Origin of the sequence: Mycobacterium sp. 29Ha, assembly GCF_032883055.1 — a bacterium.
In the GTDB taxonomy this organism is placed as follows: domain Bacteria; phylum Actinomycetota; class Actinomycetes; order Mycobacteriales; family Mycobacteriaceae; genus Mycobacterium; species Mycobacterium gallinarum.
On the sequence record NZ_JAMQTI010000035.1, the window covers coordinates 38,230 to 56,551 of the forward strand.

Consider the following 18,322-nt stretch of genomic DNA (forward strand, 5'->3'; position numbering starts at 1 on the left):
CGCGAAGTCGCTCCCGGAGGAGTTGCAGCGGGTGCACATGGTCGGCATCGGCGGAGCCGGTATGTCGGGTATTGCCCGCATTCTGCTGGACCGCGGCGGCATGGTGTCCGGCTCGGATGCCAAGGAATCGCGTGGCGTGGTGGCGCTGCAGGCCCGCGGGGCGTCGATTCGCATCGGGCACGACGAATCCTCCCTCGACCTGCTGCCGGGCGGACCGACGGCTGTCGTCACCACGCATGCCGCGATTCCCAAGACGAACCCAGAACTGGTCGAGGCCCGCCGCCGCGGCATCCCGGTGATCCTGCGGCCCGTCGTGCTGGCCAAGCTCATGGCCGGTGACGCCACCCTGATGGTGACCGGCACCCACGGCAAGACGACGACCACGTCGATGCTGATCGTCGCCCTGCAGCATTGCGGGTTCGACCCGTCCTTCGCGGTCGGCGGCGACCTCGGCGAGGCCGGCACCAACGCCCACCACGGCAGCGGCGACTACTTCGTCGCGGAGGCCGACGAGAGCGACGGCTCGCTGCTGGAGTACAGCCCCGACATCGCGGTGGTCACCAACATCGACGCCGACCACCTCGATTTCTACGGCAGTGTGGAGGCCTACCGCGCCGTCTTCGACGACTTCGTCGAACGCATCAAACCCGGTGGTGCACTTGTGGTGTGCGTCGACGACCCAGGTGCCGCCGCGCTCGCCGAACGCACGGCGGCCCTCGGCATCCGGGTGTTGCGCTACGGCAGCGATCCAGCCGTGGCGACCGACGCCGCGCTGCTGAGCTGGGAACAACACGACACCGGCGCCGTCGCACACATCAAGCTGGCCGGCGACCCGGAGCCGTGGGTGCTGCGGCTGGCGGTGCCGGGCCGACATATGGCGCTCAATGCGCTGGCCGCGCTGATCGCGGCCGTGAACGTCGGGGCGCCCGTCGACGCCGTGCTGGACGGATTGGCCGGCTTCGAAGGTGTGCGCCGCCGTCTGGAGTTGGTCGGCACCGTCAACGGCGTGCGTGTCTTCGACGACTACGCGCACCATCCGACTGAGGTGAACGCCAACCTGAGCACATTGCGGACAGTGGCGGGGACAGGCCGCTCGGTTGTGGTCTTCCAGCCCCATTTGTATTCGCGGACAGAGGCTTTCGCGCGGGAGTTCGGGCAGGCGCTGAACACCGCCGACCAGGTTTTCGTGCTCGACGTCTACGCGGCACGCGAACAGCCCATACCGGGTATCAGCGGTGCGAGCGTGGCCGAACACGTCACCGTTCCGGTCACCTACATTCCGGACTTCTCGGCCGTCGCCGAACGGGTCGCCGAAGCGGTTCGCCCCGGTGACGTCATCACAACCATGGGGGCGGGCGACGTCACGATGCTCGGCACGGAAATCCTTGCGGCGCTGCGGGCCAAGGCCAACCGCGGTGCACCCGGCGGACCGGTTAGATGACCGAACCCACCGAACCGTCGAAAGCCACCGAGCCGACCGCCGAGGCCGAAACGAGCGAGGCGCCGGCCGAGGCCGAAGCCGTCGAGGGGGACGCGCCGGCGGAACCCGACGCCGAGCCGCAGGAAACCGATTTCGAGGGACCGCGTCGCCGCGCACGACGGGAACGCGAAGAACGACGCGCGGCCCAGGCCCGCGCCACCGCCATCGAAGAGGCGCGTCGCGAGGCCAAGCGGCGCGCCACCGGGATCGTCAGCACGAAAAAGGTTGGGCGCGGCGCGGTTCGGGGTCTGAAGGTTCTGATGTGGTCGGCGTTGATCAGCGTGATCGTCGTCGGACTCGGCCTCCTGCTGTACTTCACGCCGGTGATGTCCGCCCGCAACGTCGTCGTCGTCGGACTGGGTTCGGTGACGCAGGAGGAAGTGACCACCGCAGCGGGCGTCGCGCCGGGGACGCCGTTGTTACAGGTCGACACCGACACGGTCGCCGAGCGGATCGCCGGGATCCGGCGCGTCGCGACCGTGCGGGTGCAGCGGGAGTATCCCTCGACGCTACGGGTGACCATCGTCGAGCGTGAACCGGTGGTGGTCAAGGACTATCCGGACGGACCGCACCTCTTCGACCGCGACGGCGTGGACTTCGCGATTGGGGTGCCGCCGCCGGGCGTGCCGTACCTCGATACGAAGAATCCCGGACCCAACGACGCCCCCACGAAGGCCGCGCTCGAGGTGATGACGTCGCTGCGACCAGAGGTCGCCGCCCAGGTTGCCCGTGTCGACGCCCCCTCGGTCGCGGCCATCACCCTGCAGCTCACCGATGGACGCCAGGTGATCTGGGGGACGACCGATCGCACGGAGGAGAAGGCGCTCAAGCTCGGCGCGCTGCTCACCCAGCCGGGCAAGACCTACGACGTCTCCAGTCCGGATCTGCCGACCGTCAAGTAATTGCGCAGAAATCTTTGCGTGCGCGTCGGCGCGCCTGCACGGATCGTCCGCGACCGCGCCCTACCGTTCTGGTTGCACGGACCAACTTGACATAACTATAACCCTCTGGTTGAGGTTGAGAGTTTGCCGAGGTGATCCGCGTGTCGACAGCCAACCTGGGAGGAAAGGGCGATCCGATGACCCCCCCGCATAACTACCTCGCCGTGATCAAGGTCGTCGGCATCGGCGGCGGCGGCGTCAACGCCGTCAACCGGATGATCGAGCAGGGCCTTAAGGGCGTTGAGTTCATCGCCATCAACACCGACGCGCAAGCTCTGTTGATGAGCGATGCCGACGTCAAGCTCGACGTGGGCCGCGACTCCACCCGCGGGCTCGGCGCCGGTGCTGACCCCGAGGTCGGGCGCAAGGCGGCCGAGGACGCCAAGGACGACATCGAGGAACTGCTGCGCGGTGCCGACATGGTGTTCGTCACCGCAGGCGAAGGTGGCGGCACCGGTACCGGTGGCGCGCCCGTCGTGGCGACCATCGCGCGCAAGCTCGGTGCGCTGACCGTCGGTGTGGTGACGCGACCGTTCTCCTTCGAGGGCAAGCGCCGCAGCAATCAAGCCGAGACCGGCATCACCGCTTTGCGGGAGAGCTGCGACACCCTCATCGTGATCCCCAACGACCGACTGCTGCAGATGGGTGATGCCGCGGTGTCCTTGATGGACGCGTTCCGCAGCGCCGACGAGGTACTCCTCAACGGTGTGCAGGGCATCACCGACCTGATCACCACGCCTGGTCTGATCAACGTCGACTTCGCCGACGTCAAGGGCGTGATGAGCGGCGCCGGCACCGCATTGATGGGTATCGGCTCGGCCCGCGGCGACGGCCGGGCGCTCAAGGCAGCGGAAATCGCGATCAATTCGCCGCTGCTCGAGGCGTCCATGGAGGGCGCTCAGGGTGTGCTGTTGTCGGTGGCCGGCGGCAGCGACCTCGGACTCTTCGAGATCAACGAGGCGGCGTCGCTGGTTCAGGAAGCGGCGCACGCGGAAGCGAACATCATCTTCGGCACCGTCATCGACGACTCGCTGGGCGACGAGGTCCGGGTCACGGTGATCGCGGCCGGCTTCGATTCCGCGGGGCCGGGACGCAAGCCGGTGGTGGGTGCCGGACAGGCCATCGCACCTGCGGCCGCGGGCAAGGTGACATCACAGCTGTTCGAGCCCGCCGACGCCGTCAGTGTGCCGGTGCACACCAACGGTGCGACGGTCAGCATCGGCGGGGACGACGACGATGACGTCGACGTGCCGCCGTTCATGCGCCACTGATTCCCGTGCTCTCCGCTCTTCGTCCGAGAGCCTCATCGCCGCGATACTGGGAAACGTGACGGTTCGTATTCGGCGCGTGACAACGACGCGCGCCGGTGGTGTCTCCGCGCCGCCGTTCGACACCTTCAATCTCGGCGACCATGTCGGCGACGACCAGGCCGCGGTGGCCGCCAACCGCAAGCGGCTCGCTGCGGCGATCGGGCTGGGCGACGACGGTGTCGTGTGGATGAACCAGGTGCACAGTGATCGCGTGGTCGTGGTCGACGAACACCAGACCGAGCCGGTAGACAAAACCGATGCGTTGGTTACCACCAGGGCGCGTTTGGCTTTGGCCGTGGTAACCGCCGATTGTGTTCCGGTTTTATTAGGGGATGCGCGCGCCGGAGTCGTGGCCGGCGCGCACGCGGGACGCGTGGGGGCGCAGAACGGCATCGTGGCGCGCACGGTCGAGGCGATGCTCGACGTGGGTGCGCACGTCGAGGACATCTCGGTACTGCTCGGCCCGTCGATCAGCGGACGCAACTATGAGGTCCCCGAGGCGATGGCCGCTGAGGTCGAGATGACGCTTCCCGGCAGCCGCACGACGACGACCAGAAATACCCCGGGGCTTGACTTGCGGGCCGGAATTGCCCGGCAGCTAACGGATTTGGGCATTAGATCCATCGACGTGGACCCGCGCTGCACGGTGGAGGACCGCAACCTGTTCAGCCATCGGCGCGATGCACCGACGGGACGCTTGGCGTCTCTGGTGTGGATGGAGTGACGCTGATGACGGCAGCCACTCGCGAACAGGAGCTTGCCGACGCGCTGGCCGCCGTACGAGCCCGGCTCACCGCGGCGGCCGAGGCGGCCGGCCGCAATTCCGACGAAATTGAATTGCTGCCCATCACCAAATTCTTTCCGGCCGCCGATGTAACAATTCTGCACCATTTAGGGTGCGAGGCATTTGGCGAATCGCGCGAACAGGAAGCGGCGAATAAAGCGGCCGAAGTCGCCAATAGTGTGGGCGGCGCACCCATTCGCTGGCACATGGTCGGACGTATCCAGCGCAATAAGGCGCGGTCGATCGCGTCCTGGGCGTATGCCGCGCACTCGGTCGACAATGTGCGCGTCGTCGACGCATTGAACCGCGCCGCGGCGCGGGCGTTGGCCGACGGTGAGCGCGCCGCGCCGCTTCGCGTCTACATACAGATAAGCCTCGACGGCGACACCGAGCGCGGCGGCGTGGACGTCGAGCACCCGGCGTTGGTCGACGAGGTCTGCGCCGCGGCCGAGGCTGGCGAGGGCCTGGAGTTCGTTGGGCTGATGGCGATTCCGCCGTTGGGATCGGACCCGGACCAGGCGTTCGGCCGCCTGCAATCCGAGCTCGCGCGGGTACAGCGCGACTATCCGCAGCGCCTAGAACTGTCAGCGGGGATGTCCGGCGACCTCGAGGCGGCGGTTCAACACGGCTCGACGTGTGTGCGTGTCGGTACCGCGCTAATGGGGCCTCGTCCTCTAACGTCACCTGAAGTAGTCACTCCAGTCACATCTTCATCACAGACACCAGAGTCGGAAGTCATCAGAAGGGTCGAGCGATGAGCACACTCCACAAGGTCAAGGCCTACTTCGGGATGGCCCCTATGGACGACTATGACGACGAGTACTACGAAGACGACGACCGCGGCACCTCGCGCGGTGGATACTCACGCCGTTCGCGTGAGGACCGGTTCGACGACCGCTTCGAGGCTGAGGGCTACGGTCCCGGTCGCGGCGGCTACGACGAGTACGACGACGCACCCGGTGGGTATCGCGGTGGGTTCCGTGACGAAGATCGATTCGAGCCGAGGATGCGCGGCACGCGCGACTTCGAGCGCGCATCCTCCCGGCTGGGCGCGTTGCGCGGTTCCACCCGCGGTGCACTCGCGATGGATCCGCGCCGGATGGCCGAGCTGTTCGAGGCGGGCAGCCCGATGTCGAAGATCACCACGTTGCGGCCCAAGGACTACGGCGAGGCCCGCACCATCGGTGAGCGGTTCCGCGACGGGACCCCGGTGATCATGGACCTCGTGACCATGGACAACGCCGACGCCAAGCGGCTGGTCGACTTCGCGGCCGGGCTGGCATTCGCACTGCGCGGTTCATTTGACAAGGTCGCGACCAAGGTCTTCCTGCTGTCGCCCGCCGATGTGGACGTCACGGCCGAGCAGCGGCGCCGTATCGCTGAAGCCGGCTTCTACGCCTATCAGTAGCTGCCGATCAGTAGGTCCTGAGCGGTTTGGGGCCATCGTCGCCGACGCCGTCACCGAACGTGCCAGGTAGGCTGGCGGCGTCGCGCGAGCGCTCCGGCTTCAGGCGTGCGCGGCCTTGTGCCTGTATCGAATGTCACACCTGTAGTGAGGTCGGCTCCGTTGTCGCAATTCTTCTCGATCCTGGGCTTCGCCCTGTTCGTGTTCTGGCTGCTGCTGATCGCCCGGGTCGTCGTGGAGTTCATTCGTTCGTTTTCCCGGGACTGGCAGCCCAAGGGGGTGACGGTGGTGATCCTGGAGCTGATCATGACCGTGACCGATCCGCCCGTGAAGCTGTTGCGCCGGATCATTCCGCAGCTCACGATAGGCGCCGTTCGCTTCGATCTGTCGATCATGGTGCTGCTGCTCCTGGCGTTCATCGGCATGCAGCTGGCATTCGGCGCAGCGGTCTGAGATCGGTCGGCACGCCGCGGATTTGGCGTTAGCGACGGCCGTCATCCGGGGGTTTGCCGAGGTCGATATTCGTTCACCGATTCGCGACATCGTCGGCGGGGAACTTGCGCGGGAACTTGCCGGGAACATTGAAATTCGCTCTTAATTATTGGGCTCTCCCGCAACCGCCGGGTCTGGTGTGACAGGATGGACGCCAGTTACGTTCCAGCGAGGCTCTACACTTTGAGATCGGTTTACGGTCCAGACTTCAAGGGGGCAGAGAATGCCGCTCACACCAGCCGACGTTCACAACGTCGCGTTCAGCAAGCCACCCATCGGCAAGCGCGGCTACAACGAGGACGAGGTCGACGCGTTCCTCGATCTGGTTGAGAACGAGCTGACCCGCCTCATCGAGGAGAACGCTGATTTGCGTCAGCGAGTCGCCGAGCTGGACCAGGAGCTGGCGTCCGGTGGCGGCGGTGGCGGCCAGTCGACGCAGTCGATTCCGCAGTACGAGCCTGCTCCGACACCTGCGCCCGCACCCGAGCCTGCCCCCCAGCCCGTATACGAGGCGCCCGCGGCCCAACAGTCGACCACCGAGGATCAGGCGATCAAAGCGGCTCGCGTGCTGGCCCTGGCCCAGGACACCGCGGACCGGTTGACGGGCTCCGCCCAGGCTGAGTCCGACAAGATGCTCGCCGACGCCCGCGCCCAGGCAGACGCCATGGTCAGCGAGGCGCGCCAGACCGCGGAGACCACCGTCGCCGAGGCCCGTCAACGCGCCGACGCCCTGCTCGCCGACGCTCAGACCCGGTCCGAGACCCAGCTGCGGCAGGCCCAGGAGAAGGCCGACGCCCTGCAGGCCGACGCCGAGCGCAAGCATTCCGAGATCATGGGGACCATCAACCAGCAGCGCACCGTGCTGGAAGGCCGCCTTGAACAGCTACGCACGTTCGAGCGTGAATACCGCACCCGGCTCAAGACCTACCTGGAGTCGCAGCTCGAGGAACTCGGACAGCGCGGCTCCGCCGCACCGGTGGACTCCAGCGCCAACAACGACTCCGGCAGTTTCAACCAGTTCAACCGCGGCAACAACTAGTCATCGGCGTTTCGCAGGCCGTGTCCCGTCGACCCAGGGTTGATCCATGTTGATCGTTGCGCTCGTGCTCGCAGTCATCGGCCTGGCCGCGCTGGTCACCGCCGTTGTCACCAGCAATGAGCTGATCGCATGGGTGTGCATCGCCGCCAGCGTGATCGGCGTGGTGCTACTGATCGTGGATGCGATCCGGGACCGCTCGCGAAACGATGACGGTGCCGTCGAGCGAGACGAAGTCGCGGAGTTCGACGAGGAATATCCGGAGTCCGCGGATCCCGCCGCGGAGCCCGATTACGAAGCGGAGACGACGGTCGTCGAGCAGGCCGACGACGTCGCGGGCGACGACCGCAATCGCTAAATCGTTGGGACTGAACTGAATTCGCGGCTCAGCCGCGGGTGTTGAATTCGCGGCTCAGCCGCGGGCCAGCAATTCGCGTACCTCATCGTCGGTGACCTGGTGGAAGTCCTCGTACACCTGGCCGACGGCTTCGAATCCCGGCGGCGTCATCGCGCACACCACATCTTCGGCTTCGGCCGCGAGGTCACGGCACGTCGATTGCGGCCCGACGGGCACGGCGACCACGATTGCGGCGGGGGCCTCGGCTCGCACCGCACGCACCGCGGCGAGCATGCTGGCTCCGGTGGCGATCCCGTCGTCGACCAGGATCACCGTCTTTCCGGCCAGCGCGAGCGGTGGCCGGTCACCGCGATAGGCGTGTTCGCGCCGGTGTAGTTCATCCGTTTCGCGCTCGATCGCGGCCTGTATTTGGTCTTCACTGATGCCGAGGCTGCGGACCAGGCTTTCGTTGATCACCACACCACCGCCGGAGGCCAGCGCTCCCATCGCGAGCTCGTCCCACTGTGGGACGCCGAGCTTACGGACCAGGAACACGTCCAGCGGTGCGTGCAAAGCACAGGCGACCTGCGCGCCGACCGGGACACCACCCCGGGCCAGCCCCAGCACCTGCACGTTGCAACGGTCGCGGTAGGACGCCAACTCCCGTGCCAGGACGTCGCCGGCCTCCCGGCGGTCCCGGAACACACGACCCGCATCTCGGCGGGTCAGCCGGCGGACTCCGCTCATCGAATCTCCGAATTTCAGATTACGACCCTGGATACCCAGACCGGGGGCAATCCGTCGGCGCTGCGGGTACGAATATCGACATATGGGCATCGAGTTGGAAACCGTCGTCGACCATCCGCTGGCAGAGGTCTTCGAATGGCACTCGCGAATCGGAGCGATGCGGCGGCTGGTACCGCCGTGGCAGCCGATGAAGGTGGTGAGCGAGGCCGACTCCCTGGTTGACGGCCGCGCGGTCCTCGGGCTGCCGGGCGGGTTGCGGTGGGTGGCGCAGCATGATCCCGACAGGTACGAGCCCGGACGCCGATTCGTCGACGTGCTCTCCTCCGACGGACCCCGGTCCTGGCCACCGCGCATCGTCGGACACTGGACCCACACCCACGAGTTCGGCGAGGCGCCTTCGGGAACGCGCGTATACGACCGCATCGACGCGCCGGTACCCGCGGCCGCGCTGCGACCGATGTTCGCCTATCGGCATCGGCAGCTCGCCGACGATCTGGCCGCACACCGGGACGCACGTGATGCGGGATTGCGCCCGATGGTGGTGGCACTCACCGGTGCGACGGGCCTGGTCGGCACCGCGCTTTCGGCGTTCTTGAGTACCGGCGGGCACCGGGTGATCCGCTTGGTGCGCCATGCGGCGCAATCGCCCGACGAGCGGCAGTGGGATCCCGATCATCCCGCCCCCGACCTGTTGTCGGGCGTTGACGCCGTGGTGCATCTGGCCGGCGCGTCGATCGCGGGCCGGTTCACGGCCGCGCACAAAGAGGCGATCCGCGACAGCAGGATCGGACCGACGCGCCGGCTGGCCGAACTCGCCGCCGCCAGTGACTTCAGCGGGCCGTTCGTCAGCGCCTCGGCGGTCGGCATCTACGGATTCGACCGCGGCGATGCCATCCTGTGCGAGGACAGCGTGCGCGGCGACGGTTTTCTCGCCGACGTCGTCGCGGACTGGGAGGCCGCCACCGCACCCGCCGCCGAGTCCGGACTTCGGGTCGTCAATGTGCGCACCGGAATCGTGCAGTCGGCCAACGGCGGAACACTACGACTGCTGCGTCCGTTGTTCGCCGCCGGGCTCGGGGGCCGCGTCGGCGGAGGACGTCAGTGGCTGTCCTGGATCGCGCTGGACGACCTACTCGACGTCTACTACCGCGCGCTGTACGACGCCCGGCTGTCGGGTCCGGTCAACGCCGTCGCGCCCGCACCGGTGCGTAACGCCGACTACACGAAGGCGCTCGGCCGGGTACTGCACCGGCCGACGCTGCTACCCGTGCCGTCGCTGGCGCCTCGGCTCTTGTTGGGGGAGCAGGGATCACGAGAGCTCGCCGAAGCCGATCAGCGGGTGGCTGCCACCAAGCTGGAGGCGGTGGGCCATCGATTCCGGCACCCGCACATCGACGGTGCGCTCGCTCACGAACTGGGACACGGCTGACGAACGACGTGAGTCACGAAGCCACGCACCAGATCGCGCACCCGCGACGATGCATCATCGGCAAGTTCTGTTGTGCGGGAGCGTAATTCATCGTGCGTGCGTCCGATGCTCGCGACCTCACCGTCGGTATCGTCGGCCAGCCACCGCTCGAGCAGCTCCGTGTCGACTTCCGGATGGAACTGCAATGCGAGCGCACGGCCGAGCACGAACGCCTGCGATGCATTGGCGGTGCGGGCGATCTCGGTGGCTCCGGGAGGCAGGGTCCATCGGTCGAAATGCCATTGGAACCACGGTCCGCCGGGGACGAGGTCCGGACTGTCGCTGGTGATGTCGTACCAGCCGATCTCAGGCTCCGTCGACCGCGCCACCGAACCGCCGAACGCCTGCGCCAGGAGCTGCCCGCCGAAGCACACGCCCAACAGCGCCACGCCCGCATCGGCGGCGTCACGTACCAACTGCGTCTCGGCGCCCACCCAGGTGCGGCGCAACGTGTCGTCGTACACCGGCCATCGCGCACCCAGCGGTACCACGACGTCGTAGCCGCCTGCGTCGGGGAACGTCACGTCAACGGCGGGATCGCCGACGCGCGCGGCGGGGACGACCTCGAACACCTCGACGTCGTATCCCTGTTCGGTGAACGCCTCGCCGAGCAGCGCTTCGGTCGCGAGGTGCTCGTTGCGGAGAAACAGAACTTTCGGAGCCACACCTCACCTTATTTCGGCGCGCGTACCGGTGGCGCGTCGTCGGGGGCCAGCACCGCACCGATCTTTCGGAACACGGTGTCAGCGGCGTTGGTGTAGTCGCCCTGGTCGTCGAAGGCTTCGGGAAGGTATGTCGCGGCGACCGCAATGGCGATCTTCTGTGATGGCAAGTAAGCCTCGATCGCCGAGTACCCCGACATCAGCGGATTCTGCAGCAGCCAGTTGCCGGAGATGACGATGCCGAGGCCGTACGTGTAGCCGTCGGTCATCTCGTCACAAGTGGTGCACCCGGGCTGTTTGCGGGTCTTTCCGCGGAGGTCGGTGGACACCATCTTCTCGTAGGACTCCGTGGACAGTAACCGGCCGGAACCGATTGCGGCTGCGGTGGCCTCCATGTCGTAGATGTCGGTCGTCTGAATCGCACCGTGGGTGATGGTCCATGACGGATCCCAGAAGGTGCTCTCCTCGTAGAACGGTGAGCCCGACGGTATCTTGAGGAACGCGCGACGTTCCGAGCTGAACGCGTGCAGCACGGGTGCCGGAATCTCCGGCGTCAGCGAGTTCACTGTGTTGGTCAACCCGAGTGGCCGAAGCACCTTATCGGACAACAGCTTCGGCATCTCCTGACCGGTCGCCTTCTCCAGTGCGAGGCCGAGGAGCAGGTAGTTGGTGTGCGCGTAGTTCCAGTTGGTTCCCGGTTCGTAGAGCAGCGGCTGTTTGATCGCGTACTGCAGCAGATCGTGAACTGTCCAGCGCCGGAACGGATTGGCATACAGCGCGTCGTTCATCGCGGTGTTGCCGATGACGTAATCGACGTAACCCGATGTCATCTGGGCCAGCTGACCCAGCGTGACGCGGTCGGCGTGCGGAATCTCGGGCAGAAACTTCGACAGCTTGTCGTCGAGACTGACCTTCTGTTCGTCGACGAGCTTGAGCAGCAGCGTCGCGACGTAGGAGATGGCCACCGCGCCATTGCGGAAGTGCATGTTGGTGGCCGCGGGCACGCCGGTCATCGATTCGCCGACGGCGTCGGTGACGACCTCTTGCCCGTCGACGGTGACCCGGACGATGACCGCCTTCAGGTGTTCATCGGCCATCGCGTCGCGGACGGCGCGCATCACCGCGTCGGCCTTGGCGTTGTCGGTGTTCGCGCTCGTCGCGGGCGGTTCGTCCGGCAGCACGCCGGGCGTACACCCGGCGGTCAGGGCAATTGCGCACAGTGCGACCAGTAGCCGCCGGAGTACGGGCATGCCCGGATCTTCGCACACCCTCGGGTGCGTAAATAACCGCGAAAATGGGCATTCAGGTGCGTGTCTCTGCTGGCCGAATGGTTTCTCACGTCCTACCGGGTGATTTTCGATCCCGACGGTCTGGCCTATGCCGACCGGTTGCTGGGCCGCAGGCCATGAACATCACCGATTGGTTCCTCACCGCAGACGAACGCGGCAACCCCGATTCCGAGTTGCCCGCGTGGTGCGAAGGCAACAGGGCGGAGCCACTGATCCACGGCGCGACGTATTTCGACCAGCTTGTCACCGAAGTGCAAGCGCTCAACGCAGGTGATCATCTGTTTTTCACCGACTGGCGCGGCGACCCGGACCAGAAGATGCGCGACGACGGTCCGACCATCCGCGAATTGTTCTGTCGCGCCGCCGAACGCGGTGTCGTCGTCAAGGGTCTGGTGTGGCGATCCCATCTGGACAAGTTCGCCTACAGCGAGGAGGAGAACCGGCACCTCGGCGAGGCGATCGAACGCGCAGGCGGGGAGGTGTTGCTCGACCAGCGCGTGCGCATCGGCGGATCGCACCATCAGAAGCTCGTCGTCATCAGGCATCCTGGTGCGCCCGAGCGGGACGTCGCGTTCGCCGGCGGTATCGACCTGTGCCACTCTCGCCGCGACGATGCATCGCACCGCGGCGACCCGCAGGCGGTGCAGATGGCCGAACGGTACGGCGAGAATCCACCGTGGCATGACGTACAACTGCGGGTGCAGGGCCCCGCCGTGGGCGCCCTGGACATGACTTTCCGCGAGCGCTGGAACGATCCAGCGTCGCTGGACATGCTCAATCCGCTGGCGTGGCTGCGGGACAAGTTGGGCGGGGCCGATATGAAGGCGGATCCGCTGCCCGACCAGCCGCCGGATCCGCCGCCGTGTGGGCCGCACGCCATACAGGTGCTACGCACATACCCTGATGCGCACTTCGCTTACGACTTCGCGCCCAACGGCGAGCGCAGCATTGCGCGTGCATACAACAAGGTGGTGCCGCGTGCCCAGCGGCTGATCTACGTCGAGGACCAGTACCTGTGGTCGAAGCGGGTGGCGAAACTTTTCGCTCAGGCGCTGAACGAGAACCCGGACCTACATCTGGTTGCCGTCATCCCGCGCCATCCCGACGTCGACGGACGACTCGAGTTGCCGCCCAACCTCATCGGTCGCTGGCAGGCGCTCGAGACATGTCGCGCGGCCAGCCCGGAGCGGGTGCACATTTTCGACGTCGAGAACCCTGAGGGCACACCGGTCTACGTGCACGCCAAAGTGTGTGTCATCGATGACATCTGGTCGTGCGTCGGCAGCGACAACCTCAATCGGCGGTCTTGGACGCACGACAGCGAGCTGACCTGCGCCGTCCTCGACACCGATGGCGACTTCGCGCGTGATCTGAGATTGCGGCTGTTACGCGAACACCTCGACCGCGCCGACGACGGCAGCGACGATCGCGGACTGGCCGAACCGGCCACCGCGGTGCGCGAAATCATCGAATCGGCAGAGGAATTGGAGCGCTGGCACGCCTCCGGTCGACGTGGTCCACGGCCGCCTGGTCGCCTTCGGCCACACAAGGCGGAGCGGCCGAGCCTGTTCACCCGGCTGTGGGCCGAACCGGTCTACCGGTTGACCTATGACCCGGACGGACGTTCGTACCGCGATCGCCTCAGGGGCAGGCTGTAAAGGCGATTGGCAGGCTGGCCGGTCCACTGATGCCCGTGATCGATTTCCACGGCACGGCGCCGGCGATCCGCATATCGGGCATGCGACGCACCATTGTCGTCAGGGCTTCGGCGAGCTCGATTCTCGCGAGGTGCGCGCCAAGGCAGTAGTGGATGCCGCCGCCGAACGTCAGCATGGCCTGGGCGTTCTCGCGGGTGATGTCGAATCGGTCGGGGTCCTCGTAGACGTTCGGATCGCGGTTGGCCGCCGCGGTATTGGCGATCACCATCGTGCCGGCGGGGAACTGGACACCGCCGAGGTCTACATCGTCGACCGCGATGCGCACCGTCGAGAAGATGACAGGGGAGAAGCGCATCGCCTCTTCGACGGCCCTGGGCGCCAACTCGGGACGCTCGGCGAGCAGCACCCACTGGTCGGGATGCTCACAGAAGACCTGCAACGTTGCGGCCAGTTGATTGCGGGTGGTGTCCGTGCCGGCCATCAGCAACGTCGCGGCCAGCATCAACAACTCATCATGTGCCAGCCGATCCCCATCGAACTCCGCGCGGATCAGGTCGGATAGTAAGTCCTCGCCCAGCGCGTCGCGCCGCGCGGTGACCATCTCGTCGAAATAGTTCGTCAACCCGTGCCATGCGGCCACTATGACGGCCTCGTCGTTCACCACATTCCAGTCGAAGATCTTGAAGACGTCGTCGGCCCAGTCGGAGAACAGGTGCCAATCCGCCGATGGCGTCCCGAGCATCGCGCAGATGACCGGGACGGGGTAGTGCCTGGCGATGTCGGCCACCGCATCGCAGGAGCCGGCATCGATCTGGGCGTCGACGAGGTCGCCGATGACGGCCGTGCAGGTGGTCCGCAGCCGTTCGGCGGCCCTTGGAGTGAACGCCTTCGACACCAGCCGCCGCTGCCGGTGGTGTGCTGCGCCGTCGAGGCTCAACAGTCCTTTGACGGCGATGTCCCAAAGCTCGCCGGCCGTGATGCCCTGCGCCGCGAGGGTCAAGCCCTTGGGCATGGCGAATCGGTCGTCCCGCAGAACGGTGCGGACGAGGTTGTAGGACAGCACCTCGGGTCCGTGCGGCCCCATGGCGACAGGCCCTTGCTCTCGGGCTTGGCGGATCAGATCGTGCGCCTCCGCCGGGCTCTGGGCGTGCTCGTAGGCGATGGTGGGCAGGTCGGTCGCGATCGTTGTGGTCATGGTTCGACTATCTGGTTTCGCGGCGCCGAGAAGATCGGCCGAACGTCGTATTTCTGGAGCGGGGTGGGTCGTATATACGCGTATTCGCTGATGTATTGCCGCACGTCAGGGCTGCATGCTGGCTAGCATGAGCGCGACTGAGTGGAGCGAACTGGGCGTGAGCGAGCTGCCGACGGGGACGGTGACGCTGCTGCTGGCAGACGTCGAGGGCTCGACGCGGCTGTGGGAGACCCAGCCCGCGGAAATGAGCGCGGCGATCGCGCGGCTGGACGAGACGCTGGCGGGGCTCGTCGCGGCGCACCAGGGGGTCAGGCCGGTAGAGCAGGGTGAGGGTGACAGCTTCGTGCTGGCCTTTGCGCGGGCAAGTGATGCGGTGGCGTGCGCGCTGGCGCTGCAGCGTGCCCCGCTGGCGCCGATCCGGCTGCGGATCGGCATCAACACGGGCGAGATCCAATTGCGCGACGAGGGTAACTACATCGGCCCGACGATCAATCGGACGGCGCGGTTGCGCGATCTCGCGCACGGCGGGCAGACGGTGCTCTCCGGTGCTACCGAGCCGGTGGTCATCGACTACCTGCCCGATGGGGCATGGCTGACCGACCTTGGCACGCATCCGTTGCGCGACCTGCCGCGTCCCGAACGGGTTGTGCAACTGTGCCATCCAGACATTCACAACGACTTTCCGCCACTCCGCGTCGTGGGTAACGCTGCGACGCAGAACCTTCCGGCTCAGCTGTCGAGCTTCGTCGGCCGAACCGAGGAGATGGCAGAGGTGCGAGAGCTTCTCTCGCAGAATCGATTGGTGACGCTGACGGGCGCCGGCGGATCAGGGAAGACGCGGCTTGCTGTCGAGGTAGCCGCGTCGATCGCCGGCGAATTCGCAAGTGGTGTCTGGTATGTGGACCTGGCACCGGTCACGAACGCGGGCGTCGTGCCGGTGACCGTGGCCCGCGCACTGGGCCTGCCGGACCAGCAGGGAAGTTCCTCCACCGAGAGCGTGGTGCGCCACGTCGGAGACCACCGGATGCTCATCGTGCTCGACAACTGCGAGCACCTGTTGGACCCGTGCGCAGCCCTGATCGAGGAACTGCTCGGCAGCTGCCCGGCGGTGACACTGCTGTGCACGAGCCGCGAACCGATAGGTATGCCAGGCGAATTGACGTGGCGGGTGCCGTCGTTACCGGTGGAGACCGACGCCGTCGAGTTGTTCGCCGAACGTGCCCGCAAGGTCAGGTCCGACTTCCGCATCACCGACGAGAACGCATCGGCCGTCGCCGAGATATGCCGTCGGCTCGACGGTATGCCGCTGGCGATCGAACTCGCCGCCGCGAGAGCACGCGCCTTGTCGATCACCGACCTGCTCACCAGCCTGCACGACCGGTTCCGGTTGCTCACCGGGGGTGCCCGCACCTCGGTTCGACGGCAGCAGACGCTGCGGGCGTCGGTCGACTGGTCGCACGCACTCCTCACCGAACCCGAGCAGATCCTGTTCCGTCGGCTGGCCGCGTTCATGGGAGGTTTCGACCTCGACGCGGCTGAGGCCGTGGGCGGCGGGGGCGAGGTCGAGCGCTATCAGGTGCTCGACCAGCTCACGCTGCTCGTCGACAAATCGCTGGTGGTGGTTGAAAGCGCTACGGAACCAACGAGGTACCGGCTGCTCGAAACGGTGCGTCAGTACGCGCTCGAGAAGCTGGGGGAATCCGGTGAGGCGGACGTGGTGCGGACTCGCCATCGCGATCACTACGCGGCGATGGCTGCACGGCTCGACACCCCGGCCGGCGACTGCCACGAACGCCATCTCGATCAGGCGGCACTGGAGATCGACAATCTGAGGGCCGCTTTCCAGTGGTGCCGTGAGAAATCCGATGTTGCCCAGGCACTTTCGCTCGCCACATCGCTGCAGGCGCTGTGGCTGGCACGGGGTCGGATCCGGGAAGGCCTTGCGGGGCTGGAGATTGCGATTGCAGACCGTGACGCGGCCGGGGACATCGCAGCCGCGGAGTATGCATGCGCCCTTGCCGACAAGGCGATGCTCGATTCGTGGCTCGGTGTCAACAGTACGGCGCTGGCCGAGACGGCGTTGGAGATCGCGCGTGGTTCAGAGGATCCGACACTGTTGATTCGCGCCCTGATTGCGATCGGTTGCGTCAACGGACACAACGCGATCGCCGCCAAGTCGTACTTCGCCGAAGCCCTCGAACTGGCGCGGGAGGCCGACGACACCTGGCGAATCAGCCAGATCCTCGGTTGGCAGGCCTACGGCGCGATGATGATGGGCGACTGCGCCACAGCAAACGCCATAGCCTGTCAGGGAATCGATTTCGCCGACGGTATCGGCGACAATTTCGTCTCGCGCCAATGCCGTTGGGTTGTCGGACTCGCAAAGATGTGGGGCGGCAAATTAGTTGAGGCTACAGCACAATTCGCGCAGACTGCCCACGAAGCTGAGGCGGCGCACGACGAGTTGTGGGCCGAAATGAACATCGGATCTATGGGTTACGCGTTGTCGTATCTCGGGGAAACTGACGCCGCCGAAGCTGCGGCGAGAAGAGCGATCGACATCGGCAATGACATCGGGGGACTGCAACTCGCGCACGGTTTCACCGGTCTGGCGCTCGCCGCCTTCGCGAGAGGCGACGGTGGACCGGCTGCGGATGCGCTGGAACTGGCGTCGCCGGTATGGGGCCTGTTGCCCGAGATGGCGGCGATGCACATGGAGTTGCAGTCGCGCGTCGCCCTACTGTGCGGTGACCACGACAGAGCGCGTCGACTCGCCGAAGAGGCGGTACCGGCCACTAAGGGCAGAGGTTGGCATCACGCAGCGGCGCTGACGGCGCGCGCCCGGCTTGCCGTCGTCGACGGCGCCTACGCACAGGCCGAGGACGACCTCCATGCGGCCATCGCGGAGGCGACGGCGGTGAGTTCGTATCTGGATGTTCCGGAGATGTTCGAATATCTGGCCCATCTCGCGATGGTCGGCGACAGCCCGCAGGAGGCGGCCCGGTTGTTCGGTGTTGCCGAGACCCTCCGCACCAAGACCGGAGCGGTACCGTTCGCAGATGTTCGCGCGCGTTCCAGTGCGTGGATTTCGGCATTGCGGGACATGTTGGAGGAAGAGGACTTCGATGCGGCGTGGGCTGAGGGTGCGGCGTTGTCGACGGACGAGGCGATCGCGTATGCGCAGCGGGGTCGTGGGGCGCGTAAGCGGCCGTCCAGCGGGTGGGCGTCGCTGACGCCGACCGAGCTCGACGTGGTGCGGTTGGTCAGTGAGGGGTTGGCCAACAAGGACATTGCGACGCGCCTCTTCATCTCGCCTCGCACGGTGCAGACGCATCTCACGCACGTGTATACCAAGCTGGGCTTGACGTCGCGCGTCCAGCTGGCGCAGGAGGCCGCGCGACAGAGCTGACGGGACTTGTCGTTGGGACATGGCATAGTCGCACGTATGTTCGAAGGCATGTCGGTCCACTGACTCAAACTTCTTGGCAGGGTCGCGTTGTGCATACGCGGCTGATGTT

The 18,322-nt window shown here is 66.4% G+C and carries 16 protein-coding genes; 12 read left to right on the top strand and 4 right to left on the bottom strand.

What is annotated here, in order from left to right:
- The first annotated feature begins 37 nt into the window (after positions 1 to 37).
- The 9 genes from murC to M1248_RS30430 all read left to right on the top strand — a co-directional run bounded on the left by murC (position 38) and on the right by M1248_RS30430 (position 7,806).
- The gene (gene murC, locus M1248_RS30390; RefSeq protein WP_410506763.1) at positions 38 to 1,441 is read left to right on the top strand and encodes a UDP-N-acetylmuramate--L-alanine ligase; all 1,404 of its coding nucleotides are present in this window, start codon (positions 38 to 40) and stop codon (positions 1,439 to 1,441) included.
- On the top strand, positions 1,438 to 2,382 hold the full coding sequence (locus M1248_RS30395) for a cell division protein FtsQ/DivIB (protein WP_317150615.1): 945 nt from the start codon (positions 1,438 to 1,440) through the stop codon (positions 2,380 to 2,382). Before murC ends, M1248_RS30395 begins: the two co-directional genes overlap by 4 nt.
- A gap of 176 nt (positions 2,383 to 2,558) precedes the next feature.
- Entirely contained in the window at positions 2,559 to 3,692 is a 1,134-nt protein-coding gene (ftsZ, locus tag M1248_RS30400) for a cell division protein FtsZ (RefSeq protein WP_163690324.1), read from the top strand.
- Positions 3,693 to 3,747: 55 nt separating this feature from the next.
- Positions 3,748 to 4,455, top strand: coding sequence for a peptidoglycan editing factor PgeF (gene pgeF / locus M1248_RS30405; protein ID WP_197905528.1), 708 nt, complete (start codon positions 3,748 to 3,750; stop codon positions 4,453 to 4,455).
- 5 nt (positions 4,456 to 4,460) lie between these two features.
- A complete protein-coding gene (locus tag M1248_RS30410) occupies positions 4,461 to 5,273 on the top strand; it encodes a YggS family pyridoxal phosphate-dependent enzyme (protein WP_317150616.1) in 813 nt (270 codons plus the stop codon).
- Positions 5,270 to 5,923 (top strand): cell division protein SepF, encoded by a 654-nt coding sequence (locus tag M1248_RS30415; protein WP_317150617.1) that lies wholly within the window; start codon positions 5,270 to 5,272, stop codon positions 5,921 to 5,923. The genes M1248_RS30410 and M1248_RS30415 overlap by 4 nt, the downstream gene beginning before the upstream one ends.
- Positions 5,924 to 6,082: 159 nt before the next feature.
- Complete coding sequence (locus M1248_RS30420) at positions 6,083 to 6,373, top strand: YggT family protein (protein ID WP_083125548.1); 291 nt, start codon at positions 6,083 to 6,085, stop codon at positions 6,371 to 6,373.
- A 262-nt stretch (positions 6,374 to 6,635) separates the two neighbouring features.
- Positions 6,636 to 7,451, top strand: a complete 816-nt coding sequence (locus tag M1248_RS30425) for a DivIVA domain-containing protein (RefSeq protein ID WP_163729229.1) — start codon at positions 6,636 to 6,638, stop codon at positions 7,449 to 7,451.
- Between the two features lie 46 nt (positions 7,452 to 7,497).
- Complete coding sequence (locus tag M1248_RS30430) at positions 7,498 to 7,806, top strand: DUF308 domain-containing protein (protein ID WP_163729227.1); 309 nt, start codon at positions 7,498 to 7,500, stop codon at positions 7,804 to 7,806.
- A 54-nt stretch (positions 7,807 to 7,860) separates the two neighbouring features.
- Here the strand turns inward: M1248_RS30430 and M1248_RS30435 are convergent, their stop codons facing one another.
- Positions 7,861 to 8,532 carry a phosphoribosyltransferase gene (locus M1248_RS30435; RefSeq protein ID WP_163729226.1) on the bottom strand — a complete coding sequence of 224 codons (672 nt, stop codon included), beginning with the start codon at positions 8,530 to 8,532 and terminating at the stop codon, positions 7,861 to 7,863.
- Positions 8,533 to 8,614: 82 nt separating this feature from the next.
- On the opposite strand from M1248_RS30435, the gene M1248_RS30440 reads away from it, so the two are divergent.
- On the top strand, positions 8,615 to 9,961 hold the full coding sequence (locus M1248_RS30440; RefSeq protein ID WP_163729224.1) for a TIGR01777 family oxidoreductase: 1,347 nt from the start codon (positions 8,615 to 8,617) through the stop codon (positions 9,959 to 9,961).
- Here M1248_RS30440 and M1248_RS30445 read toward each other — a convergent pair.
- Positions 9,940 to 10,665, bottom strand: coding sequence for a type 1 glutamine amidotransferase (locus M1248_RS30445; protein WP_163729223.1), 726 nt, complete (start codon positions 10,663 to 10,665; stop codon positions 9,940 to 9,942). The two genes, M1248_RS30440 and M1248_RS30445, sit on opposite strands and share 22 nt — an antisense overlap.
- A gap of 8 nt (positions 10,666 to 10,673) precedes the next feature.
- On the bottom strand, positions 10,674 to 11,912 hold the full coding sequence (locus M1248_RS30450; protein ID WP_163729221.1) for a serine hydrolase domain-containing protein: 1,239 nt from the start codon (positions 11,910 to 11,912) through the stop codon (positions 10,674 to 10,676).
- 155 nt (positions 11,913 to 12,067) lie between these two features.
- On the opposite strand from M1248_RS30450, the gene M1248_RS30455 reads away from it, so the two are divergent.
- A complete protein-coding gene (locus M1248_RS30455; protein ID WP_163729219.1) occupies positions 12,068 to 13,609 on the top strand; it encodes a phospholipase D family protein in 1,542 nt (513 codons plus the stop codon).
- Here M1248_RS30455 and M1248_RS30460 read toward each other — a convergent pair.
- On the bottom strand, positions 13,593 to 14,804 hold the full coding sequence (locus M1248_RS30460) for a cytochrome P450 (protein WP_317150618.1): 1,212 nt from the start codon (positions 14,802 to 14,804) through the stop codon (positions 13,593 to 13,595). The genes M1248_RS30455 and M1248_RS30460 overlap by 17 nt on opposite strands.
- Before the next feature lie 127 nt (positions 14,805 to 14,931).
- On the opposite strand from M1248_RS30460, the gene M1248_RS30465 reads away from it, so the two are divergent.
- On the top strand, positions 14,932 to 18,213 hold the full coding sequence (locus tag M1248_RS30465) for a LuxR C-terminal-related transcriptional regulator (RefSeq protein WP_317150619.1): 3,282 nt from the start codon (positions 14,932 to 14,934) through the stop codon (positions 18,211 to 18,213).
- Positions 18,214 to 18,322 lie beyond the last annotated feature (109 nt).

Coding starts and splice junctions, on each gene's coding strand:
- murC (WP_410506763.1), top strand. CDS start 38: ATGGTCGGCATCGGCGGAGCCGGTATGTCGGGTATTGCCCGCATTCTG.
- M1248_RS30395 (WP_317150615.1), top strand. CDS start 1,438: ATGACCGAACCCACCGAACCGTCGAAAGCCACCGAGCCGACCGCCGAG.
- ftsZ (WP_163690324.1), top strand. CDS start 2,559: ATGACCCCCCCGCATAACTACCTCGCCGTGATCAAGGTCGTCGGCATC.
- M1248_RS30410 (WP_317150616.1), top strand. CDS start 4,461: ATGACGGCAGCCACTCGCGAACAGGAGCTTGCCGACGCGCTGGCCGCC.
- M1248_RS30415 (WP_317150617.1), top strand. CDS start 5,270: ATGAGCACACTCCACAAGGTCAAGGCCTACTTCGGGATGGCCCCTATG.
- M1248_RS30425 (WP_163729229.1), top strand. CDS start 6,636: ATGCCGCTCACACCAGCCGACGTTCACAACGTCGCGTTCAGCAAGCCA.
- M1248_RS30430 (WP_163729227.1), top strand. CDS start 7,498: ATGTTGATCGTTGCGCTCGTGCTCGCAGTCATCGGCCTGGCCGCGCTG.
- M1248_RS30435 (WP_163729226.1), bottom strand. CDS start 8,532: ATGAGCGGAGTCCGCCGGCTGACCCGCCGAGATGCGGGTCGTGTGTTC.
- M1248_RS30440 (WP_163729224.1), top strand. CDS start 8,615: ATGGGCATCGAGTTGGAAACCGTCGTCGACCATCCGCTGGCAGAGGTC.
- M1248_RS30450 (WP_163729221.1), bottom strand. CDS start 11,912: ATGCCCGTACTCCGGCGGCTACTGGTCGCACTGTGCGCAATTGCCCTG.
- M1248_RS30455 (WP_163729219.1), top strand. CDS start 12,068: ATGAACATCACCGATTGGTTCCTCACCGCAGACGAACGCGGCAACCCC.
- M1248_RS30460 (WP_317150618.1), bottom strand. CDS start 14,804: ATGACCACAACGATCGCGACCGACCTGCCCACCATCGCCTACGAGCAC.
- M1248_RS30465 (WP_317150619.1), top strand. CDS start 14,932: ATGAGCGCGACTGAGTGGAGCGAACTGGGCGTGAGCGAGCTGCCGACG.